General features: G+C 43.5%; 20 protein-coding genes and 1 other RNA gene. 2 read left to right on the forward strand and 19 right to left on the reverse strand.

Annotated elements, in window-relative coordinates:
* Nucleotides 1-81 precede the first annotated feature (81 nt).
* The 13 genes from msrA to AC2YHV_RS10740 form a co-directional block, all read right to left on the reverse strand.
* Nucleotides 82-603 (reverse strand): peptide-methionine (S)-S-oxide reductase MsrA, encoded by a 522-nt coding sequence (gene msrA / locus AC2YHV_RS10680; protein ID WP_487373180.1) that lies wholly within the window; start codon nt 601-603, stop codon nt 82-84.
* 89 nt (nt 604-692) lie between these two features.
* Nucleotides 693-1,301 carry a response regulator transcription factor gene (locus AC2YHV_RS10685; protein ID WP_057278094.1) on the reverse strand — a complete coding sequence of 203 codons (609 nt, stop codon included), beginning with the start codon at nt 1,299-1,301 and terminating at the stop codon, nt 693-695.
* A 12-nt stretch (nt 1,302-1,313) separates the two neighbouring features.
* Nucleotides 1,314-2,435: a sensor histidine kinase gene (locus tag AC2YHV_RS10690; RefSeq protein ID WP_487373181.1), complete on the reverse strand. Its 1,122-nt coding sequence runs from the start codon at nt 2,433-2,435 to the stop codon at nt 1,314-1,316.
* 94 nt (nt 2,436-2,529) lie between these two features.
* A complete protein-coding gene (gene desA, locus AC2YHV_RS10695) occupies nt 2,530-3,594 on the reverse strand; it encodes a Delta(5) desaturase DesA (protein ID WP_400450135.1) in 1,065 nt (354 codons plus the stop codon).
* A 292-nt stretch (nt 3,595-3,886) separates the two neighbouring features.
* The gene (locus AC2YHV_RS10700) at nt 3,887-4,594 is read right to left on the reverse strand and encodes a response regulator (RefSeq protein ID WP_487373182.1); all 708 of its coding nucleotides are present in this window, start codon (nt 4,592-4,594) and stop codon (nt 3,887-3,889) included.
* A complete protein-coding gene (locus AC2YHV_RS10705) occupies nt 4,595-6,184 on the reverse strand; it encodes an ATP-binding protein (protein WP_487373183.1) in 1,590 nt (529 codons plus the stop codon).
* 79 nt (nt 6,185-6,263) lie between these two features.
* Nucleotides 6,264-7,790 carry a tripartite tricarboxylate transporter permease gene (locus AC2YHV_RS10710; protein ID WP_063574719.1) on the reverse strand — a complete coding sequence of 509 codons (1,527 nt, stop codon included), beginning with the start codon at nt 7,788-7,790 and terminating at the stop codon, nt 6,264-6,266.
* An 18-nt stretch (nt 7,791-7,808) separates the two neighbouring features.
* Nucleotides 7,809-8,264, reverse strand: a complete 456-nt coding sequence (locus AC2YHV_RS10715; protein ID WP_054398749.1) for a tripartite tricarboxylate transporter TctB family protein — start codon at nt 8,262-8,264, stop codon at nt 7,809-7,811.
* Between the two features lie 57 nt (nt 8,265-8,321).
* Complete coding sequence (locus tag AC2YHV_RS10720) at nt 8,322-9,344, reverse strand: tripartite tricarboxylate transporter substrate binding protein (RefSeq protein WP_034310025.1); 1,023 nt, start codon at nt 9,342-9,344, stop codon at nt 8,322-8,324.
* A gap of 159 nt (nt 9,345-9,503) precedes the next feature.
* Nucleotides 9,504-10,430 carry an AEC family transporter gene (locus tag AC2YHV_RS10725; protein ID WP_034310023.1) on the reverse strand — a complete coding sequence of 309 codons (927 nt, stop codon included), beginning with the start codon at nt 10,428-10,430 and terminating at the stop codon, nt 9,504-9,506.
* A 153-nt stretch (nt 10,431-10,583) separates the two neighbouring features.
* Entirely contained in the window at nt 10,584-11,456 is an 873-nt protein-coding gene (locus tag AC2YHV_RS10730; RefSeq protein WP_063574716.1) for a LysR family transcriptional regulator, read from the reverse strand.
* 376 nt (nt 11,457-11,832) lie between these two features.
* Entirely contained in the window at nt 11,833-12,630 is a 798-nt protein-coding gene (gene fdhD / locus AC2YHV_RS10735; protein WP_095679215.1) for a formate dehydrogenase accessory sulfurtransferase FdhD, read from the reverse strand.
* A gap of 54 nt (nt 12,631-12,684) precedes the next feature.
* Nucleotides 12,685-13,047 carry a Na-translocating system protein MpsC family protein gene (locus AC2YHV_RS10740; protein WP_048688083.1) on the reverse strand — a complete coding sequence of 121 codons (363 nt, stop codon included), beginning with the start codon at nt 13,045-13,047 and terminating at the stop codon, nt 12,685-12,687.
* Between the two features lie 332 nt (nt 13,048-13,379).
* Here AC2YHV_RS10740 and fdhF point away from each other — a divergent pair, with 332 nt between their 5' ends.
* Both fdhF and AC2YHV_RS10750 read left to right on the forward strand, forming a co-directional pair.
* Complete coding sequence (fdhF, locus tag AC2YHV_RS10745; protein WP_487373184.1) at nt 13,380-16,319, forward strand: formate dehydrogenase subunit alpha; 2,940 nt, start codon at nt 13,380-13,382, stop codon at nt 16,317-16,319.
* A gap of 18 nt (nt 16,320-16,337) precedes the next feature.
* A complete protein-coding gene (locus AC2YHV_RS10750) occupies nt 16,338-16,814 on the forward strand; it encodes a helical membrane plugin domain-containing protein (RefSeq protein ID WP_034310010.1) in 477 nt (158 codons plus the stop codon).
* Nucleotides 16,815-17,032: 218 nt separating this feature from the next.
* Here the strand turns inward: AC2YHV_RS10750 and AC2YHV_RS10755 are convergent, their stop codons facing one another.
* The 6 genes from AC2YHV_RS10755 to secG all read right to left on the reverse strand — a co-directional run bounded on the left by AC2YHV_RS10755 (nt 17,033) and on the right by secG (nt 22,739).
* The gene (locus AC2YHV_RS10755; RefSeq protein WP_487373185.1) at nt 17,033-18,007 is read right to left on the reverse strand and encodes a nuclease-related domain-containing protein; all 975 of its coding nucleotides are present in this window, start codon (nt 18,005-18,007) and stop codon (nt 17,033-17,035) included.
* 201 nt (nt 18,008-18,208) lie between these two features.
* Nucleotides 18,209-18,570: a transfer-messenger RNA gene (ssrA, locus tag AC2YHV_RS10760) on the reverse strand.
* A 123-nt stretch (nt 18,571-18,693) separates the two neighbouring features.
* Complete coding sequence (gene smpB / locus AC2YHV_RS10765) at nt 18,694-19,161, reverse strand: SsrA-binding protein SmpB (protein WP_034310006.1); 468 nt, start codon at nt 19,159-19,161, stop codon at nt 18,694-18,696.
* A gap of 68 nt (nt 19,162-19,229) precedes the next feature.
* Entirely contained in the window at nt 19,230-21,587 is a 2,358-nt protein-coding gene (gene rnr, locus AC2YHV_RS10770) for a ribonuclease R (RefSeq protein ID WP_057278103.1), read from the reverse strand.
* A gap of 30 nt (nt 21,588-21,617) precedes the next feature.
* Nucleotides 21,618-22,364: an alpha/beta hydrolase gene (locus tag AC2YHV_RS10775; protein ID WP_487373186.1), complete on the reverse strand. Its 747-nt coding sequence runs from the start codon at nt 22,362-22,364 to the stop codon at nt 21,618-21,620.
* Between the two features lie 141 nt (nt 22,365-22,505).
* A complete protein-coding gene (secG, locus tag AC2YHV_RS10780) occupies nt 22,506-22,739 on the reverse strand; it encodes a preprotein translocase subunit SecG (protein WP_034309999.1) in 234 nt (77 codons plus the stop codon).

The following is a 22,739-nucleotide window of genomic DNA, read 5'->3' on the forward strand; positions in this document are numbered from 1 at the left end:
CCGATGAAATGATGAATTTAATTTTTGTACCTTTAAAAGGACAATAAAAAGAACCGGATGTGAAAACACACCCGATCCATTTCATTTACCGTTCCAATGCTGGCCAATGAATTCATCGCGTCCCGATTTCGCACGGTCCGCTTTATAATCATCTTTGTTTTTTTTATGATAGCCTTGATGGTACTCTTCGGCAGGGTAAAAGGTTTGGGCCGGAAGGATTTCCGTTACGATTGGTTTCTGGAACTTCCCGCTGGCCGCTACCTTTTCTTTCGCTTCAAGGGCCAGTTTTTCTTGAGCTTCATCATGATAGAAGATGGCCGTCCGATACTGGCTTCCTCTGTCATGGAATTGACCGCCATCGTCGGTTGGATCGATTTGCTGCCAATATAGTTCCAGCAATCTTTCATAAGGAAATAACTGAGGATCGTACGTGATTTCCACGACTTCATAATGCCCCGTAGTTCCCGTCTTCACTTCCTCGTAAGTCGGGTTTTCAACATGTCCTCCCGTATAACCGGATACGATCCCCCCAATTCCCGGTTGTTCTTCAAATGGTGTCACCATGCACCAGAAACAGCCTCCAGCAAATGTAGCCTTTTGCATAATGGTCATCCTCTTTCCTTATGTAATATATTTCAATCCTGACACTTTGCTTTTTTGATTTGCGAAGCCTCCAGGGATTTACGCTTTGTTCAATCCTTTGACCAGCCCTTTTCCTTGAATCTTACAATCGCTTCGACGCGGTTGCTTACATCCAATTTATCAAGGATGACCGATATATAATTACGAACCGTTCCATTAGTCAGATAAAGCTGGCTTGCGATTTCTTTTGTGGTCTTTCCATCCGCGATCAATTTGAGCACTTGGCACTCTCGTTCAGTCAAAGGGTTTTCTTCTTCGAAAGCCATATCCACCAGCTCAGGAGCATAAATGCGCCGCCCATCCATGATGACACGGATCGAGTTCGCCAGTTCCTCACTAGGGCTATCCTTGAGAAGATATCCGCCTACCTCGGCCTTTCTGGCTCTTTCAAAATACCCAGGACGTGCAAAGGTAGTCAAAATGATGACTTTGCATTGGTGGCCCTGATCCTTGATCTCCTCCGCTACATCGAGCCCGGTTTTAACTGGCATTTCAATATCGGTTATGCAGATATCCGGCTTTAATTGATTGACGAGATTCATTGCTTCTTCCCCATTGCTCGCTTTTCCGACAACTTCCATGTCACTTTCCAAATCAAGGATGGAACCTAAAGCGCCAAGCAGCATCCGCTGATCTTCGGCAATTACGATTCGAATCAAGGTTAATCCCACCTATCCATTATTTTTTATAGCATTCGGAACCCTTATATACAGTGTCGTTCCATCTGTTGATTGAATATCCAGGCTTCCATTAACGAATTCAAGCCTTTCTTTCATTCCTTGAAGTCCATTTCCTTTAATATACTCTGATCGATGTGAAAGTCCCACTCCATTATCCTGTACTTTAATCGTCACCCCTGTTTGTAATTCTTCGATGACGATATGACAGCAGTCGGCCCTGCTATGTTTGACGATATTGGTCACAGCTTCCTTCAAGCACATGCTCAAAACCGTTTCAACAAGCAATGGGGTATCTCGCAATTCCGCGTTGCCTTCCAACTTGAATTCTATCTCTGCCGCTTTCAATATTTGCTTGACCCGGATGATTTCATCGCTTAGCTTCGCCCCACGCATTTCCGACACCATTTCACGAACTTCCTTGAGTGCCGTCCTCGCCGTTTGCCGGATATCCTTGATTTCCTTCTTGGCCGTCTCCGGATTCAAATCGATCAATTTCCCTGCAAGGTCACTTTTCAAACCAATCAAAGACAGCTTTTGTCCAAGTGTATCATGTAAGTCACGGGCAATCCGCTGACGTTCTTCCATTTTGCCAAGCTCTGATATTCGTTTATGGGCATCCTCCAATTGTTCTTCCAGCATACCCCGTTTGTTCCGATTATACGTGTTGAAAGGGAGAAGGATCACGCCTACCACACAAATGAGCATAAAGGGAAATTGCGAAAAGAAGGTAGGGTCTTTCATGATGAAGCCAATATTGACAGACACGATGGTAGCCAATAGCTGGATTGAATATAATACGAAAAAGCCAACCTTATTTTGAACATTCCCAATAAAGAATGCCAAAAAGAGTGAAAAGTAAATGTAGCTGAAAAATATGGTCATCGATATGGAAATGATTATTTGAATCGCCGTCCATACGTATACGGGCCATCCCTTCGAAACGAATGAGAGACCATATGATATGAAAAACAAAATGATCATGACGATTCCAAAGACTATCTCCAACATCGAAGAGGATTTGAAGATGAAATAAAAGGGAAGGATACAAAAAATGATCCAGACATAAGGGCTCAGCCCTGTGTTTTTCGGAAAGATATGATACCAACTTTGCATGGCGCCGCCTCTATTTCTTTTTACCCTAGTATATACTAAGGAGTTTCATCAAAAAACCATCCAATGGAAATCGAATGGTTTTTTGATGAACTATTTATTTTTCTTGAAGACTTGGACGTTTATGATTGATTTCCACCTTGGATTTTGTTTCATTTAGACGTTCCTTAATCTCTTTAAAACTTACAAACGTCTTGTTTTCTCCATCATAAAGGCGGAAGCGAAGCGATTTTAAACTTGAACTAAGGGTGATTGTCGTTGCCTGCTGCAATGGCAGGGTGGAATCATGTACTTTTTCCAAGTTATAGTTTGGCACTCTTGGACTAAGGTGATGCACGTGGTGGAAACCGATATTACCGGTCACCCATTGCAAGACCTTTGGAAGTTTATAATAAGAACTTCCATCAATGGCAGCCTTCACGTAATCCCACTCAGATTCCTCTTCGAAATAAGAATCTTCGAACTGATGCTGTACATAAAACAGCCAGATACCCAGTGATCCCGTTACAAAAAGCATCGGTACCTGAATCATCAGGAATGCCTGCCATCCGATAGCCAAGCATAAAAGACCATAAATTGCCACGATTGCAGCATTTGTCAAATACGTATTCATCCGTTCTTTCTTTTTTGCGCCCTTTTTATTCAGACGGTTCGATACAAGAAATAGATAAAATGGACCCAATCCAAACATGACGATCGGATTTCTATATAAACGGTAAGCAAGACGCCCCCAGAATGAAGCGGCGATATATTCATCAACGGTCATGATCCAAATATCCCCTGTGCCACGTTTGTTTAAATTACTGCTTGTTGCATGATGTATGGAGTGGCTATGCTTCCATTGTTCATACGGAAATAATGTAACGATCCCACTGATTGTACCCAGGATGCTATTCGCTTTCCTGCTTTTGAAAAACGATTGATGGCAGCAATCATGGAAAATGATGAAAATCCTGACTACGAATCCTGAAGCAAGGACGGCAAATGCAAGTGTCAGCCAGTATGAAATGGTTAAGCTTTGATAAGCTAAAAACCATAACAGGAAAAATGGCGGAAATGTATTTATAAGCTGTTTCACACTTGATTTAGTATTGGATTTTTCAAAAGGGGCAATATCTTTTCTCAATTGTTTTTGATTATGATTATGATTATGATTACTCATGATTTCCTCCTCATAATATATAAGAATGGAGTGTTTAAATGGATTGGTTATGCTTACTTCTCTTCTTTAAGTATAGTAATAATAACCGATTTTCTATAGTCATAAACGTCAATTCCCTGCCATGACACTTGTCATATACTTGTCTGCTTCAACACTTTTCACACTATTTTTTCCTCTTTCATCATTTTTACACTTCAAAAAAAAAACGATGAACTCCAATCAATCTGATTCCAAGAAAATGCCTGACATTTTTTCGATCCAATAAAAAAAGATCCGCCGCTTGGCGAACCCATTATATCTTGATGGCATAAACCCGTTCAGGTCGTCCTACCGTGCCATAGGTTAAATCGGCATCAATTTTTTCCTCTGACATCAAGTGCTCCAGATAACGCCTTGCCGTTGTCCTGCTCACCCCGATCTCCTTTGCCACTATTTCGGCAGTTAACCCCGGGGAGGATTTCCCCAACACAACCATCACCTTCTCCAATGTCATCCGATCAATCCCTTTTGGCAGTGAAGCCTGTTCCCTCTCTTTTTCTTTCATATCCTTTCGCAAAAGCTTATCAACCTGTTGCTGCGTTACGGGAAAATTGCCCTTTTCCAATTCAGATAGTTTAATGTGATACTCTTGATACCGGCGTAAGGACTGCTTGAAACGTTCAAATGCGACAGGCTTGATTATATAATCGAATATGCCGATCTTGATGGCTTCCTGGACTTTTTCGATTTCTTTAGCCGCCGTTATCATGATGACATCCATTTGTTTGCTTTGCTGCTTGATTTCTTTCAGGATATCGAGCCCATTCATATCCGGAAAATACATATCGAGCAGCAATAGATCCGGCTGCATGATTTCAATGAAGCTTTTAGCCTCGTCATAGCTTGAGGCGATCCCGATCGTTTGAAACCCCTCAAGCTTTTCGATGAATAGCTTTTGTATCTCGGCAATCCGCAGGTCATCTTCTACGATCAGAACTTCTATAGCGCGATGGGTTATCATTTAATCCCCCCTCTGTTTTTTTGGTATGGCTACGGTAAAGATTGTATATTCCCCTTCTTTCGTCGAAAAAGTGATATATCCCCCTAAACCATCTATCGCTTCCTGAACAAGGCTCAAACCTATACCTGAATTGGTTTGATGGCTTTTCGTCGTAAAACCGTTCCGGAAAATCAGTTCGGTAACCTCCGAACCCATCCCTTTTCCATTATCTTCGACCTCTATGATCAACTCTTTACCCAAGTCCGTGACGAACAATGATACCCTTTTTTCCTCCCTTTCGTTTTCCCGTACAGCTTCGAAGGCATTATTGATGAGATTGCCGATGATCGTCACTAATAAATCCCGATCTATTTCAGACGGAATATCTTTAAAACTGCTTTCTCTATCGATGGTGAAATCAATTTTCAGCTCGCTGGCTAAACTTACCTTCCCTAAGATGAACCCCGCAATGATCGGATCGGGCACTTCCTTCATCAGAAAGTGAATGAAGCCCTGGGTCACATCAACTTCCTTCGATATGAAATCCATTGCTTCTTTATATGAACCGAGTTGAATCAAGCCCAGCAGTGTATAAAGCCGATTGGAATATTCATGTGTCTGGGCCCTCAGTCCTTCTGCATACGCCTTTACATGTGACAGTTCTTGCAGGAGATTGGATAGCTCCGATTTATTTCTCAAACTTGCAACGGCACCGATGATTTCCCCCTGTCCATTCAAAATGGGAATCCGGCTTGCCAAAAAAACTTCACCGTCAATCATGAATTCCTGGTCATATTCGGCCCGTGCCGTGCTGACTACATCAAGCAAATGTGTATGCGTGATGACTTCTTCGATTTTTCTTCCGCGAAGCATGACGTCTTTAGGAATATGAAGGATTTTATGCGCCGTTTCATTGACGATGGTGATTTTCCCATGAACATCAATGGCAATGATGCCTTCATGAATGGATTCCAAAATGGCATGCTTCTCTTGAAACATCCAGGCGATCTCTTTCGGCTCCAGACCCAATATCGCCTTTTTTATATTGAATGAAATGAAAAAGGCCACCAACAAACCGCCGATTAATATAAAAGAGATGATCAAGACGATCTTTCTTTGTATTCTGGACACTTCTTTTTCAATATCATCCTGTAGGTAGCCAACGGAGACGACACCAATGACCTTTTCATTGGCGATTATCGGGGATTTCCCCCTTATGGAAGGTCCCAATGTGCCAGTGGACTCCGTGATGATGGATTTCCCATCCCAAACCTCGGTGTTATCTCCCCCAACCATTTTCTTTCCGATCAGGTCGGGATTTGGATGGGACAGCCGTGTTTCATTTTCATCTCCTATCACTATGAATTCCGCATCGATCTGCCTGCGAATTCTTTCCGCGATGGGCTGGATGATTACAGAAGGATGATCCGTTCGAAAAGCTTGTTTAATTTCAGGCAGCAAAGAAACGGTCTGGGCAACCGACAATGCTTTTTCCCCTGTCTCCTGCTTCAGGTTATTTTCCAGGATATTTATGAAAATAACTTCAAAGATTCCACCCATTAAGATGATTAACGTACAGATGCCCAGCATCAACTTGGTGTGTAAACGCATTCAATCACCTCTACTTACATCATATAAAAAATAACCCCTTTAAAAAAGGGGTTATTTCGCAACATTCAGAAAATATCGATTAACCTTCAATATTGATGACAACATCCTTCCCTCTCTTCTTAAGTAAAACCGGAATGAGCAGCCATAATGCCGTTACGATCAGGAAGGTCAGCGAAAGCGGCCGAGTGAAAAACAAACTGTAATCCCCATCGGATATCGTCAGTGCCCTGCGCATATTGTTTTCTATCATCGGCCCTAAAACCAGGCCTAATACCAACGGGGCGATTGGATAATCATTTTTACTTAAGAAGTATCCCAAGACCCCGCACCCTAGTAATAGCAATAAATCATAAGTCGATACTTGTACCGCATAAACACCAAAAATGGAAATTGCGATAATGATAGGAATCAAATATTTCTTTGGCGTTTCAATGATTTTCGCAAAAACCTTAACGAGCGGGAGATTAAGGATGAGGAGCATCAGATTTCCTATGAACATACTGGCGATAAGTCCCCAAGCCACCTGGGGATGGTCCTCGAATAATAATGGACCCGGCTGAACATTGTACATCATGAGCGCACCCATTAAAATCGCCGTTGTACCGGAACCCGGAATTCCCAGCGTCAATAATGGTATCATCGCTCCGCCGGAAGCCGCATTATTGGCCGTTTCAGGGCCAGCCACACCAGCGATTGCCCCTGTACCGAATCTCCCAGGTTTTTTTGAAATCCGTTTTTCCATAAGGTATGAGAAGAAGGAAGCAAGAGTGGCCCCTGCCCCCGGCAGGATTCCTACAAAGAAACCTAAGAGCGATCCCCTCGCAATCGGCCCCGCAGATTCCTTGAATTCTTCTTTGGAAGGAAGCAAATTATTGATCTTTGCAATTTCCCCATCATCCTCGTCCTTTTCCAAGATTGTCTTGAATACTTCCCCAAGGGCGAATAGACCAACAGCGATCGTCAGGAATTCGATCCCTTGATACAGCCAAGGAAAGTCGAATGTAAAACGGGCGATCCCGGATACATTATCAATGCCTATCGTCCCGATCAACAAACCGCAAACCGTCATGATCAGTGCCTTGGTTACGGATTTTCCCGCAAGGCCGCTGACTGCCGCCAACCCTAGAAGCATGAGTGAAAAATACTCCGCAGGACCGAATTTAATGGCAATCGTCGATAATGGCTGAGCCAAGGCAATCATGGCGATAAGGGTGACGATCCCTCCTACGAAGGAACCGATCGCCGAAATGGATAAAGCACTCCCGGCTCTTCCCTTCTTGGCCATTTGATAGCCATCCAATGTGGTGACGACAGAAGAAGATTCGCCAGGTGTATTCAATAGGATTGAAGTTGTCGATCCTCCATACATCGCTCCATAATAAACACCTGCAAGTAAAATGATGGCGCTTGTTGCCGCTTGCTCTGGAGGAAGTCCACCTGTAATCGAAGCGGTTACCGGAATTAAAAGAGCCACACCGCTCATCGGCCCGATCCCCGGCAAAACGCCGACCGCCGTACCGATCAATACTCCGACAAATGCAAATAGTATGTTATACCAAGTTAGTGCCGTTTCAAATCCGTGCATTAAATAATCAAAAGTGCCCACTTCACATCCCCCTTCCTCTTATGAAAACCAGATTGGCCAACCCGGCAGTGTTCCCTTTAACACATTCACGAATAAATAATAGATGATTCCGGAAAAACCTGCGGAAATGATGAGCGATGTCACCCACTTATTCCGTTCCATCGTTTGAAAGCAAACAAACAAAAACAGAAAGGTTGTAATGACATATCCTATCGTTTCCAATGTCAAAATATAAATCAAGGTGGAGAGCAGAATGATGATAAACGGTTTATATTGCAGCTTGTCCTTACGTGATTCCTGCCCCTTGCCCCGAAATGCCTCATAGAACAGGCGAATACTTAAAAGAGAAAGGACGAGCCCCAATACAAAAGGGAAAATGTCCGGTCCTACCGAACTTCCATATGAAGAACTGGCCAGTTTCCTGCTTCCTATCATAAACAGCACTCCGACAGCCAGAAAGGCTGCAGAAGCAAAGCGATCAAATTTAACATCCATCACAATCCCCCCATTTCAGAAAATAAGAAGAAGGTGAAAGCACCCCCTTCTTCCCAATTATTTTTCCATCCCTAAAGCTTTCAATAATTGCTGCACCTGTTTCTCCTGTTCTACTAAAAACTTGCTGAATTCTTCACTATTTTTATATTCTTGTTCCCATCCTTGCACTTCCACTTCCTTTTTCCATTCAGAAGTTTCAACTAGCTTCTCAATGGTTCCGTCCCAAAAGGTTTTTGCTTCACCAGACATATTCTGAGGTCCAAAAACGCCTCTCCAAATCGTGAATTCAGCATCAACCCCTTGTTCCTTTGCCGTCGGTATGTCTTTAAGGTCCCCACCTAAACGTTCATTCGAGGTTACAGCCAACACTCTAATCTTTCCTGCTTTTAAAAATTCCCTGACACTGGATGCATCCGTTCCGATCACATCCGCATTTCCGCCAAGCAATGCCGTAATCGCTTCCCCGCCACCGTCGTAAGAAACGTATTTAAGTTCGGTTGGATTCAAGCCATATTCATAGGCTGGAAGAATGGAAATCAAATGATCCATGGATCCCGGTGCAGATCCCCCTGCAAAGGTCAGCTTACGCGGATCTTTCTTCACCGCTTCCAGCACCGATTTCAAATCCTTGAATTCAGAATCCGCCTTTACCACTATCGCCCCATAATCCTTTGTCAGCTGCGCCAAAGGAGTCGTATTTTTATATCCATAAGGACTGTTGCCTTCTTTTTTAAGGTTATTGATGATGACAGGCGGTGAATTAACGAACAGCATGTCATTATTATCCGCTTGCTGTGTTGCATAGTCCGCCATGAAGACAGCGCCCCCGCCGCCGGGTTTGTTTTCGACGGTCAATGGCTGGTTCACCAATTTCGTCTCACCCAAGACCTTTGTAAATGAACGGGCCGTTAAATCCCATCCCCCGCCTGCACCCGAAGGAGCAACGACCGTTATCGCTTTTTTCGGATAACCTGTATCTTCTTTCTTTTCTCCTGATGTCCCCGAACTGCTGCATGCACCTAAACTTAAAGCTAACGAACCTGCCAATAGTACCGCTGAAATCTTTTTACGAGAAAACATAGTAATCCCCCTTTTGAAAGCGTTTTCTTAATTCTACAAAAATATCTTCGCTTTCAATGATTGCCCAACTAAAATGCATAAATTCCAAAACCTTCATATTGTTCATAAAGTTTTATCGGGAGACATGGGAAAAAGGCCCACCCACAAAGAGCAGCCCTGCTAGAATAGTATTTTTGATAGATACACGACCATCGTTACCGTTATGCTGCTGAATAAAGTCGACATCAAAACCGCCTGTGCCGCATACTCCGGATGGTTGTCATATTCCAAAGCGAATAATGCGCTGTTTCTTGATGTGGGAAATGAGCTTGCGATAAACAACCCTTGGGCGACAGTCCCTTCCAAGCCCAGCATGAGAATGATCAGGAAGGCGATGGATGGTGAGAGTATTAAGCGCCCCGCCAAGCTAAGGATAAGCGGAAGCGGGAAATGCGTTATTTTCAAATAGGCACTCTGTGCACCTAATGTAATCAATGCAATGGCTATGAAGGCACTCGCGATATTATCAATCGGGGTCCATAAGAACAGAGGGATTTCGAAAGAAACGGAATGTAATATTAAACCAAGCAATAAAGCATAAATGACGGGGTTCTTCAAGAACTCGCGAATGGCACCCTTTGCACTTTTTGTATGGACGGAAACAGAATTCATCAATCCATAGGTATAGGTCAACAGGTTTTGAAAAATGATCACGATGACTTGAATCGACAGGCCAAGGGGGTTTCCATTAAAAACCATCTGACTGACAGGTAACCCGAAATTGGCCGAGTTATTCAGGACTACACTATTTTTAAACGTGGCCGAAAGACTTTGATCAAACCTGGCTAGTTTCGCTACCACTGTACTCACGATGATGAGACTTACTGCTTGAAGAGCAAGGAAGCTGAATATCTGGACGATCATCCCCCCGCCCAATTTACTTTGATAGATATTGACAAAGCTAATGGCGGGCATGAGCAGGAAGTGATTCAATTTAGACAGTGTATTCATATCCAACTTGAATTTACGATGCAGAATGGCTCCCGCCCCTATAAGGAAAAAAACCGGTACAATCACATTCAATACAATCAGAAACAGGACACTCACTTGACTTCCTCTCCATTCCTTAGGCAAATTCCTGATGATTTACATCTCCCATCTATCATAATGCCGGGATGGCCATAATTAAAATACCAATAAATTATCGTTATCCATTCAAAAAAGGAATGATAAAAAAGCACAGAGGTTTCTGCGCTTCAGTTAAATATCCCTCATGAAATCGACGCCTTTGACAAATTCGACAAACTCTTTGACCAGTTTTAATTCCAGCGACTTTTCATGATATAACATCCATGTATTCCTGATAAGGGGATTACCTTGCTTGTCCTTAAGGTCCATTTGACGGAGGTTTTGGTCATTCTCCAATAAAACACTGGGGAGGATGCCATATCCCAGGCCATTCTTGACCATTTCCTTGCATGTATCCCCTTTGTCCACTTCCATCCCCACCAAAGGAGGTCCGGAAAAATTGTCTCTCCACCAATTATCGATCATTGTTTTCAAAAGGGCATCTGTCCCATAATCAATCCTCGGCAGGAAAGGCAGGTTCCGGACTTCGATTTCTTCCTTGGAAGCAATGCAAATCGTTTCCTCAAAAAGATGATGCCTTGATCCCGACCATTGATAGTCCCCCCGAACAATCCCGACATGCACTTCTTCCTTATAAATGAGGTTCAGCACTTCTTTACTCCAGCCGGTTGTCACATGGAAATCCACTTTAGGAAATCGCTCACGAAAAATTTTCAGCAGGCCAGGCAGCTTATGCAGCGTAATATAGTTGGAAACACCCAGCCGTAATGTTCCACTGATCTCCTGACCCATATTGAATGCTGTCTCCTTTATCTGCCGGAGCCTGATCAGCATCTCATCTGCACAGATGGCCAAATATTCACCTTGAGGGGTGAACTGCACTCCCCTAGTTCCCCGCTCCACAATCTTCAGATTGAATTCCTTCTCTATTTGTTGAATCCGTTTCGTTAAAGAAGGTTGCGAGATATATAAACTTTGCGCCGTTTTAGTAATATTCCTGTGTTCATGCAACACCTTTAAAATATGCCAATCCCTTTCGTTCATAACCCTTCCCCCGATACGAGTTCCCTTGAATGTTTTATAAAAACTGTACCACAAAAGGCCTGTTGGAGATATCATTTAACAAGGCTGTTTTCACATACTTTGTTGCTATTTACCAGGTAGTGAGTTGTGGTTGATTTCCCCTCCAGATGCTCGCTTTCCGCGGGGCGGGCGGTGAGCCTCCTCGGCGTAAACGCCTGTGGGGTCTCACCTGTCCCGCTGCTCCCGCAGGAGTCTCGCACTTCCGCTCCAATCAACCTTAAATCGTTTCGTTTTAAAAACAACAATCTTTACGAAAAGAGCCTTTAACAAAGACAAAAAAAGCCCAAGCCATACCGGCAAGGACTTTCCCGTAAGCATCTTTCAAGCGGAAAGATGCTCAGTCATTCAATAGAATCCTTTCAGGACATGTGTAGATATTCAGCGAATCATTGCGAATGAACCCGACCGTCGTGATTCCCAATCCTTCAGCCAACTCCAAAGCCAATTCAGTTGGAGCGGACTTCGAGAGTATCAGTTCACAGCCGATTTTCGCCACTTTCAAAAGAATTTCCGATGAAATCCGGCCGCTGAACACGATCGCCTTCCCTTCCATCGAAATGCCATTTTTCAAGCAATGGCCGTATATTTTGTCCAAGGCGTTATGCCGTCCGATGTCCATCCTGCTTAATACGAGCCCATTGGCATCACATAAAGCAGCATTGTGGACTCCGCCCGTATTCTGGAAAGTGACAGCAGAATTTTGTAAATCCTTCATCAAGCGGAAGCAGTCATCAGGAGTCAGTTTCACCGAAACATCATCCATTTTCTTGGCAGTCAATGCATCATTTACAAAGACGAAACCTTGTCTGCTCATTCCGCAGCATGATGTAATATACCGCTTATTTTGAAAGTCCTGGAAGTAGGGATTCACTTTATCCGTCTTCACATGAACAAAGCCTTCTTTTTCCTGAACCCAGACTTCTTTTATCTCATCATATTTTTTGATGATTCCTTCCGAAGCCAAATAACCAATCACCATATCCTCGATGTATTCAGGTGTACAAACCATCGTGACGAATTCCTGGCCATTTATTTTGACAGTAACGGGATGCTCCGTTACGATCGCATCTTCCGTCCGCTCGATGTTACCTTTGGTTATCCGGATGATGTCCCTCTTGATTTCAATCGCTTTCATGTTCCCACTCCTTTTACTATCCAGGAGCCAATTGACCAAATGTAAGGAACATGGTCAATGCCCGTTGAGTTTGTCCGCTATATTCTTATCAAATACGAATACGGAAATCGCTATATTTTCCTTGATTTTGATGTCTGAAAACAAATGGAGCAGTTTAGCTCCAACCAGATCTTCCATTCCATCGGGAGGACTCTCCGAATACACATCCTGAACCATTTTGGTTCGTGCAGAATGGACCATATCCCTTCCTTCCTCCGATCTTGATATGAACATTTCCGTAGGAGTCAAATTTCCATATAACGTAGAAACGGCCATATTTTCCACGAAAACCGTGTGTATGCGTTCTGGTCCTTTACCGAATAGTTCCTTGCGCAGCTTACGAATCATATCATTGAATTCATGGATAACTTTTGACACCGTTGCGTCACTCCATTTCAAGAAAAATAGTTCTCAATTTTCTTATCATAAATCAACGCGAAGAAAAACGAAAGGAATTTGGGAATGATACCCTCTTTCCAGGATTGTTTCTTTTCATGATAAAAGGTATAATATCAATGATGAAAGTTGGGAGCATGATAGTGTACTGTTGTGTCCTATCTTTTTTAAAATTATCCATTATGGTATGGATTGGTATATTGGCAAGCTTTGCTATTAAACTATTCCACCATGACCTACATTTCCGTTCAGAGACGGAGGTGTAATCATGGTGGTTTTTTTGCGTCTTTTTGGCTATAAAAGGGGGAAATATAATGAGCGATTCAAACATCACCATCACAATCAACGGGAAGGCTTATACCGCTAATGAAGGAGCGACAATACTGGAGGTCATCAACCAAAATGAGATGGCCCATCCACAAATTTGTTATGTTCCTGAGGTGGATCCGATCCAAACATGCGACACATGCATCGTCGAAGTTAATGGGAAACTCGTCCGGTCATGTTCGACAAAAGCAGTGAGCGGCATGGATATAGCCTTGGACTCAAGCAAGGCAAAAGAAGCCCAAACCGAGGCCATGGACCGGATACTGGAAAACCATTCTTTATACTGTACTGTATGTGATAATAATAACGGAAATTGCAAGCTACATAACACAGCAGAATTAATGGAAATTGAACACCAAAAATATCCTTATACACCGAAAGTGGAATTGGGTGCCGTCGATATGTCCCATCCATTTTACCGCTATGATGCCAATCAATGCATCGCATGCGGGCAATGTGTTGAAGTGTGCCAAAACCTTCAGGTCAACGAGACGCTGTCCATCGACTGGGAAGCAGAACGCCCTCGGGTAATATGGGATGAAGGAACGGAAATCAATAACTCATCTTGTGTAGGCTGCGGACAGTGTGTAACGATTTGTCCATGTAATGCATTAATGGAAAAATCGATGCTTGGCGAAGCTGGTTTCATGTCAGGCTTGAAAAACGATATGCTGGAACCGATGATAGACCTTGTCAAAGAAGTGGAACCTGGATACAGCGGGATTTTTGCCATTTCGGAGATTGAAGCGGCAATGCGAGAGACACGGACTAAGAAAACAAAAACGGTCTGTACGTTCTGTGGGGTAGGATGCACATTCGAAGTCTGGACAAAAGGCCGTAAAATCCTTAAAGTCCAACCTGCTCATGAAGCACCCGTCAATGCGATATCCACATGTGTCAAAGGGAAATTCGGTTGGGACTTCGTAAACTCGGAAGAACGTTTGACAAAGCCCCTGATTCGGAAAAACGGAAGATTCGTTGAATCAAGCTGGGATGAAGCACTTGATTTGGTTGCGTCCAGACTGGGTTCGATCAAACAGCAATACGGCGGAAATTCAGTTGGCTTCATTTCCTCATCCAAGATCACGAATGAAGAAAACTATGTCATTCAAAAACTGGCACGGCAAATGTTCGAAACGAATAACGTCGACAACTGCTCGCGTTACTGTCAATCCCCGGCAACAGACGGACTGTTCCGTACAGTCGGCATGGGCGGAGATGCTGGTACGATCAAGGATATCTCCGCAGCAGGACTTGTCATCATCGTTGGGGCCAACCCGGCAGAAGGCCATCCCGTACTGGCGACACGCGTTAAACGGGCACATAAGCTTCACGGACAAAAACTGATTGTAGCTGACATCCGCAAAAATGAAATGGCCGAACGTTCCGACATCCATATCAGCCCAAAACAAGGAACGGATCAAGTCTGGTTGATGGCGGTTACAAAATATATGATCGATCAAGGCTGGCATGATCAAGAATTCATCAATGAAAATGTTAACTTCTTCGACGATTATAAAGAAGTACTTGAGAAATATACCCTGGAATATGCAGAAACACATACAGGTATTTCTAAAGAAACATTGATCCAAATAGCTGAGGCCATTCGCGATGCAGACGGTACATGCATTCTTTGGGGTATGGGCGTAACACAAAACACCGGTGCCTCCGATACTTCGGCGGCAATTTCCAACCTGCTATTGGCTACGGGTAACTACCGTCGTCCAGGAGCGGGAGCCTATCCGCTTCGCGGCCACAACAATGTACAGGGCGCTTGCGATATGGGTACCCTTCCAACATGGCTTCCGGGATATCAGCATGTTACCGATGACGTGGCACGTGCTAAATTCGAAAAAGCTTATGGAGTGAAAATCGCTGGCCAACCAGGCTTGAACAATATTGAAATGCTTAAAGCGATAGAAAAAGGCGACATGAAGGCGATGTATCTTGTAGGTGAAGATATGGCACTTGTTGACGCGGATGCCAACCATGTTGATAAAGTGTTATCCGGATTGGACTTCTTTGTTGTCCAGGATATTTTCCTTTCAAGGACAGCCCAATATGCCGATGTGGTATTGCCCGGAGCTCCATCTCTTGAAAAAGACGGAACGTTCACCAATACGGAGCGCCGTGTACAGCGATTATATAAAGCCCTTCCCACTATGGGAGATTCTAAGGCGGATTGGGAAATCACCCAAGAAATCGCCAACCGCTTAGGTGCGAATTGGAATTACTCTCACCCTAGTGAAATCTATGACGAAATGGCAAGCCTGTCACCGATATTCGGCCAAGCGAATTACGAAGTGCTGGAAGGATGGAACAGCTTCCTCTGGGGGAGCCATGATGGATCAAGCACGCCCCTTCTTTATGTAGATGGCTTCAACTTCCCTGATAAAAAAGCGCGCTTTGCACTGGCTGACTGGGTGGAACCTCATAAATTCCCGGAAGAATATGACCTTCATATCAATAATGGACGCATGCTGGAGCATTTCCATGAAGGCAATATGACGAACAAGTCCAATGGAATCCAATCGAAAGTACCTGATATTTTCGTCGAGGTTTCACCAGAACTTGCCAAAGAACGTAAAGTCAGTGATGGCGGACTCGTTCGCTTGGTGTCTCCATTCGGGGCCGTTAAGTTAAAAGCATTGATCACAGACCGTGTTAAAAATAATGAGCTATTTTTACCGATGAACTCCGTCGATAAAGACTCTGCCATCAACTTCCTGACCGGTCCCATCTATGATCGACGCACAAGCACGCCTGCTTACAAACAGACGATGGTCCGCATGGAAGTACTAAGCACAAGCGGAGACGTTCCATTACCGGGTACCAATCCACGGAACAAAAAACGTCATCCTCAAAATGGTGTCGAGGTTGAACGTAAGTGGGCCCGTCCAGGGTATGTTCACTTAACGGATAATTAAACAAGGAGGGTGAAGATCATGGCAGCTCCTATAACGGAAATCCATAATCCCATTACTGAGGAAGAGATAAAACTACAAAAACTGGAGGAACTGAAAACGCTGATCACCGATAATGAAGATGCCTTGAACAATATGTTTAAAATCGTCAATGAACTGAATGACTCGGGAGTATTCGAAGCCGCGACCTCCATGCTTCAAGGAAAAGAACAAATTGCGAAAATCGCACTTCAACAAATCACAAGGCAACCTGTAACAAACCTGATCAATACCCTTATGGGTGCAACAGGAGCCTTGATGAACGCCGATGCCGCACAATCCACGAAACTGCTGAACAGTGCACTTGCAGGAATCGATGAAGGAAACAAATTCCTTCAGGCCGATAAGAAGATCGGTGTTCTGGAATTAATGAAAACATTGAATGATCCAGACATAAACAGGGCGATCGGCTTTGGCGTCCACTTCCTCAAGGGAATGGGCAAGGAATTAAAAGAATAGAAACGGAACAAAGACTCAAGAGAAGCTTCTTTTGAGTCTTTTTCTATCATAGGGCTCTTAGTTGCTGCAAAACTGCTGAAAGTGCAGCGGTGGATAAGATTAGCATTGGAGTGGATGTGTAATGAATCAAGAAGAAAAAATTAAGAGCAAAAGAATTACATCTAGGCTCAGTAAGAATTTTCAAAATGTTGATGTGAATATAAAGAAATGAGTTAAAGTCATTCATCAAAATTCAGTCTGTACACCCTTCCCTTATTCGCACCACTGCTTGTCAGATTCAATGATTGCAAGATCCTCGTTGCACTGGATGAAGAGGAAATGTTTAAAAAGTTCCTCAACTGCCGATTCGTTATAGTCGAGCCTAATAGATAAAAATAATCTCGTAAAGCCAGGATATGTGCTTTTTTACTGGAGAGTTGGCATTGATTACAAAGCCATGTGCCATGCCTTCTAAATAATTTATTGCCCTTACAATTCTCACAAATCACTCCTTTAATTAGGTCCTTTTCGGTAAGATTGTATCGTTCCAGAATGGAAAAGTCCGCATCGATGTGGTGTTTATTCATTACGCGAATTGCTTTGTTCAAATCTTTCTCACTAAAACTGGATTCTGTTATGGAATGCTCCATTTGATTAATTTTATCGGGAAGTGCATCGCGATGGATAACTTTATTGTGGAGTTCATGGTTTTCAAGGGCTGTACGGATGATGGTTTGGGGATTACTGATGACAATCAATGAAAGGATGGGCAGTGAGGGAAAACCGTTTTTCAAGAACCAATTGGTCAATTGTGATTTCTGGCGGCTGACTTGTATGATGGGATCTGGAAAGGCCGTTTCTTTTCCTTCTATCGTTCGAATGAGCTGATTGAAATGCGGATCAAAATAGATCGACCCTGCAATGTTCTTCACTTCAATGATAAGCGCATATTTCTTGGAGATTAATAAGGTATCCAGCTGAAAAAATCGGGATTGATCCTGAAGCCTTAAATCGTGGAAGATGAAATGGCTTTTCGGTTCAAGAAAGCTTAATGGAAAATCAATGGAACATTCCCCTTTATAGCCCGCTTCCCTTTTATTGAGATCGTTCATGATTAAGGGAACTTTAGGGTGATTCGGAGGAAGCCTGCACGCTAATGCACGTAATTTGCGGACGGCAAGAGGAACTTTTCGTTTTTTTACAATCAATTTCATCGCTCCAATCCTATTTTCTTCAAAAGGATTCTACAGCAAATGATGGAAATTGTACAGTTTATCTGCGAAATCGGGAATATATCTTCGAAACTGGAGATATATCAACGAAAAATTCTGATATATCTGCGAATTATTCGATTTATCGATTTTTCGACAAAAACGACGAAAAAAAACCAAATAAAAAACCACCAATATATGTATTGGTGGAGACGGTGGGAGTCGAACCCACGTCCAGACATAACGGCACTTAAGCTTCTACGAGTGTAGTCGATATATTCGCATTTCGCGAACTCATTAGCCTATCGACAGGCGGCAGAGCAGCTAGTCTGATTGGTCTCTTCCTTCATCCTCAGACGGTGGATTCCGGCGTATCCCACTTAGAGTGAGTCCCTTACCCTACCACGTGGGCCATGGAGGGAGGAACAGCTATCGACTGTTATTAAGCAGCGAAAGCTAGGTTGTTGTTTTGTTTGCCAGTTATAGGCGTTGACGTTTTAACGAGGCCGATCCCCTCGACTCGCAACTTAAGCTCGAACTATCCCTGTCGAATCCGTAACGTCCCCATGATAGAAATGGAGCGTACGAGAGAAGAATAGTCAGCAAGTTGGCTGATATTCAATTGTCATCGGTACAGGATTAATTATAACAGATTGGTTCAAAAAATCAATTGTAAGGTCTTGGCAGTTTTACATCTTCTGACGATCACGGAAAGCACGTTCAATATCACGCTTCGCTTCCTTCTTCTTCAGGTCATCACGCTTGTCATATTGTTTCTTCCCTTTTCCAAGTCCGATTAAAACTTTGGCAAAGCCATTCTTTAAATACATTTTCAACGGGACGATGGTGTAACCTGTTACCTTTGTTTCCCCGATCAGTTTACTGATTTCTTTCTTATGCAAAAGAAGCTTCCGTGTCCGTAACGGATCATGGTTAAACTGGTTTCCCTGCTCATAAGGGCTGACATGCATATTATGAAGATAAACTTCACCATTTTCTATTTTAGCGAAGGCATCCTTCAAATTCACTCGGGCCGCACGGATTGCTTTGATTTCGGTCCCTTTTAAAACGATTCCTGCTTCAAACGTTTGTTCAATAAAGAAATCATGATACGCTTTTTTATTTTGTGCTAGTTGTTTACCTGAGCCTTTTGGCATCTAACTCTCCCCTTTTTTACATCCAATCGCGGCGAGAGGATGGAATGATCATCCCCCCGCCTGAATCTTTATCTCTTTTTAGGTTTTCTCTTGCGCTTGGCAGCTGGCGCATTTTCAAAGAATTTTTTCTTCTTTTTCGATTTTCTTCCAGAAGAAGTCGAATCTCCATTACGGTCGCCGCCTTTTCCTTCCTTACGTCCCCCATTGCCGCCTCGGCCGCGTTTGCGTTCACCTGAATTGGCTTTGAATATTTTCTTCTCGCCGGATGGACGCGGACGGCTTACCTTCATGCCGATAATTTCAAAATCGATGGCGCGTTCCTCTTTATTGACGTTGGAAACCCGTACGTCGATTTCATCGCCAATCCGGAACACATTACCGGTACGTTCCCCGATCATTGCAAGCTGACGCTCATCGAAGCGATAATAATCATCCGTCATGAAAGAGACATGGACAAGTCCTTCAATCGTGTTCGGCAACTCGACGAACATCCCGAAATTGGTGACTGAACCAATGATCCCGGTATATTCCTCGCCGATTTTATCCAGCATGTATTCCGCTTTTTTCAAATCATCCGTTTCCCGCTCGGCATCGACTGAGCGACGTTCACGTTTCGATGTATGATCGGCAATCTCAGGTAAATTGGCATTCCATTTTTCCTTCGTAGCTTCATCCATTTTACCTTCCACCAAGTAGGTCCTGATCAGCCTGTGCACGATCAAATCCGGGTAACGGCGAATCGGAGATGTGAAATGTGTATAAAACTCAGCAGATAACCCAAAGTGGCCTAAGCTCTCCGGATCATATTTCGCCTGTTGCATGGAACGAAGCATGACGGTGGATATGACCGTTTCTTCCGGCTTACCGGCAACCGCCTCAATGATTTCCTGTAACGCCTTAGGATGGACGTCATTGGCCGATCCCCTTACAATGTATCCGAAGTTCGTAATGAATTCGAAGAAACGCTGCAGTTTTTCCGGCTTTGGATCTTCATGAATACGGTAAATGAACGGTAGGTCAAGACGGTGGAAATGCTCAGCAACGGTTTCATTAGCTGCAAGCATGAACTCTTCAATCAGCTTTTCCGCAACCGACCTTTCACGTAAAACCACATCAGTCGGATGGCCCTCTTCATCAACGATGACTCTTGCTTCATTGAAATCAAAGTCGATTGCACCGCGGTTCATCCGGTTCTTGCGAAGGATGGCCGCTAGCTTTTCCATGTCCTGGAACATCGGCACCAACGCTTCATAGCGTTCAAGCTGTTCTTCATCTTTATCGACAAGGATTTTGTTCACATTGCCATATGTCATACGTTCCGTCGTCTTAATGACACTTTCAAAAATATCATGGTTGACGACTTTGCCATCCGGCGTGATTTCCATTTCACATGAGAGTGTAAAACGATCGACTTGTGGGTTCAAGGAACAAATGCCATTCGATAAACGATGCGGGATCATCGGGATGACCCTGTCCACCAAATACACGCTCGTCCCTCTTTCCAGGGCTTCCTTATCGATTGGAGAACCTTCCTTCACGTAATGACTGACATCAGCAATATGAACGCCCAGCTTGTAATTGCCATTCTCAAGCTTGGAAACAGTGACGGCATCATCCAGATCCTTTGCATCCGCTCCATCAATCGTGACCAAAACATCATTACGCAAGTCTCTGCGGTTGCCAATTTCACTTTCTTGAATGGTATCGGAAACGGCATTGGCCTGCTCCATGACGTCATCCGGGAACTCCATCGGCAAACCATACTTATGGATCACGGAAAGAATATCCACACCAGGATCATTTTTATGGCCAAGAATCTCAATGACTTCACCTTCGGCACTTATGCGTCCCTCAGGATAAGAAGTAAGCTTGACGACAACCTTATGTCCCTCTACCGCTCCATGTGAAGCATGCTGTGGAATGAAGATATCGTTTGCGATCTTTTTATCATCAGGGATGACGAAACCAAAACTTTTACTTTCGGAGTATGTACCTACCACTTGTGTAATTCCGCGTTCAAGTATTCTGATGACCGTGCCTTCTTGCCTTGAGCCCGATGTTTCCGAAGATACCCGTACCATGACGACATCTCCATGCATCGCTGTGCCCGTTTCATTTGGCGGAATGAAAATATCATCCATTCCCGGGTTGTCTTCAGGTGTGACAAAGGCAAACCCCTTTGCGTGCCCCGTTAATTTACCGCGGAACAAATTCATTTTTTGCGGCAGGCCGTAACGATTGCTCCTCGTTCTGACCACCAATCCCTTTTCTTCCATTTTTACTAAAGCCTTAACGAAATTCTTGAAATCTGCCGAGTCTTCGATTTTCAAAGCCTCTTCCAGTTCTTGTACCGTTAGCGGCTTATACGCTTCATCCGTCATGTATGTCAGAAGCTTATTAATATGTTCTTGAATGTTATCTTCCATGAAAACCCTCCTATTCAGGGTATATTTTTGTTATTCGGACCAATCCAGGCTGTCTAAAAATTCCAATACATCTTCATGCAGCTCGTCTTTTTCTTTATCAAGGGTTATGACATGACCAGATTCTTCATACCACTTGATTTTTTTGACCGGTGATTCTACGGAATCAATAATAATATCGGCACTTTTTGGATTGATAACATCATCATGCCGGCCCTGCACGACAAATGTCGGAGCATAAATAAGATCGACGTGCTCCCGTACATCCGTTATCAATTCCTGAAGGGCTTTCAATGTATTCATCGGTTTATCGGCAAGGAGGTCCATTTCAAGCTCTATTTGCTCTTGAGTTTTTCCTTCATACTTCTTAAATTCTCTGGCGTACTCCAATACTCCTTTAAACATCATTTCTTCACTTTTGATATACATAGGCGCACACATTGTTACGATACCCTTTATAGGTACAGTGTAACCTAATTTAAGAGAAAATACGCCTCCTAATGAGAGTCCGGCAACAGCAATTTCTTCATGGCCTTTGCTTTTCAGGAAATCATAGCCCATCATGACATCTTTCCACCAATCTTCCGGACCTGTTTTCACCAGCTCCTCTGGGGGAACGCCATGCCCTTCATAGTGCGGGGCATGGCAGGTGTATCCCTGTTTCTCCAAGTAACGGCCCAGCATCCGTACATCCGCTGAATTCCCCGTGAACCCATGTAAAAGTAAGACAGCCCTTTTTCCGCCTTCAAAAGTAAAGGGCTGCTGCAGCTTGATTTTCATGACCTTAAACTCCTTTATCAGTAAATAGAATTTTAAAAAATCCCTATCCTATAATTAAGTACTAAAATCACTATATCTATTCATGCAACTATTGTGCAAAGAAAAAAGCCTAGCTATTTAGCTAGACTCATTTTTGATCCATTACACATCAAAGTATGCAACAAGTAAAGTTAAAGCAAAGAATAGAATCGCCAATACTATTGTCGCACGATGTAAAACCAGGTCCAAACCGCGTGCCTTTTGCTTTCCGAATAACTGCTCAGCACCGCCGGCAATCGCACCTGATAAACCTGCACTCTTACCTGATTGAAGCAATACCGTCACAATGAGGGCGATACTGACAATCACTAAAAGCGTTATGAGAAATGCATGCAT

The organism is Peribacillus sp. SRI_006 (assembly GCF_057586375.1).

What these genes read in the sequence shown, in the direction of transcription:
- AC2YHV_RS10750 (WP_034310010.1), top strand. Translation starts at nt 16,338, where the DNA reads ATGGCAGCTCCTATAACGGAAATCCATAATCCCATTACTGAGGAAGAG.
- msrA (WP_487373180.1), bottom strand. Translation starts at nt 603, where the DNA reads ATGCAAAAGGCTACATTTGCTGGAGGCTGTTTCTGGTGCATGGTGACA.
- rnr (WP_057278103.1), bottom strand. Translation starts at nt 21,587, where the DNA reads ATGGAAGATAACATTCAAGAACATATTAATAAGCTTCTGACATACATG.
- AC2YHV_RS10700 (WP_487373182.1), bottom strand. Translation starts at nt 4,594, where the DNA reads ATGATAACCCATCGCGCTATAGAAGTTCTGATCGTAGAAGATGACCTG.
- AC2YHV_RS10720 (WP_034310025.1), bottom strand. Translation starts at nt 9,344, where the DNA reads ATGTTTTCTCGTAAAAAGATTTCAGCGGTACTATTGGCAGGTTCGTTA.
- secG (WP_034309999.1), bottom strand. Translation starts at nt 22,739, where the DNA reads ATGCATGCATTTCTCATAACGCTTTTAGTGATTGTCAGTATCGCCCTC.
- fdhF (WP_487373184.1), top strand. Translation starts at nt 13,380, where the DNA reads ATGAGCGATTCAAACATCACCATCACAATCAACGGGAAGGCTTATACC.
- smpB (WP_034310006.1), bottom strand. Translation starts at nt 19,161, where the DNA reads ATGCCAAAAGGCTCAGGTAAACAACTAGCACAAAATAAAAAAGCGTAT.
- AC2YHV_RS10715 (WP_054398749.1), bottom strand. Translation starts at nt 8,264, where the DNA reads ATGGATGTTAAATTTGATCGCTTTGCTTCTGCAGCCTTTCTGGCTGTC.
- AC2YHV_RS10775 (WP_487373186.1), bottom strand. Translation starts at nt 22,364, where the DNA reads ATGAAAATCAAGCTGCAGCAGCCCTTTACTTTTGAAGGCGGAAAAAGG.
- AC2YHV_RS10690 (WP_487373181.1), bottom strand. Translation starts at nt 2,435, where the DNA reads ATGCAAAGTTGGTATCATATCTTTCCGAAAAACACAGGGCTGAGCCCT.
- AC2YHV_RS10755 (WP_487373185.1), bottom strand. Translation starts at nt 18,007, where the DNA reads ATGAAATTGATTGTAAAAAAACGAAAAGTTCCTCTTGCCGTCCGCAAA.
- AC2YHV_RS10730 (WP_063574716.1), bottom strand. Translation starts at nt 11,456, where the DNA reads ATGAACGAAAGGGATTGGCATATTTTAAAGGTGTTGCATGAACACAGG.
- desA (WP_400450135.1), bottom strand. Translation starts at nt 3,594, where the DNA reads ATGAGTAATCATAATCATAATCATAATCAAAAACAATTGAGAAAAGAT.
- AC2YHV_RS10705 (WP_487373183.1), bottom strand. Translation starts at nt 6,184, where the DNA reads ATGCGTTTACACACCAAGTTGATGCTGGGCATCTGTACGTTAATCATC.
- fdhD (WP_095679215.1), bottom strand. Translation starts at nt 12,630, where the DNA reads ATGAAAGCGATTGAAATCAAGAGGGACATCATCCGGATAACCAAAGGT.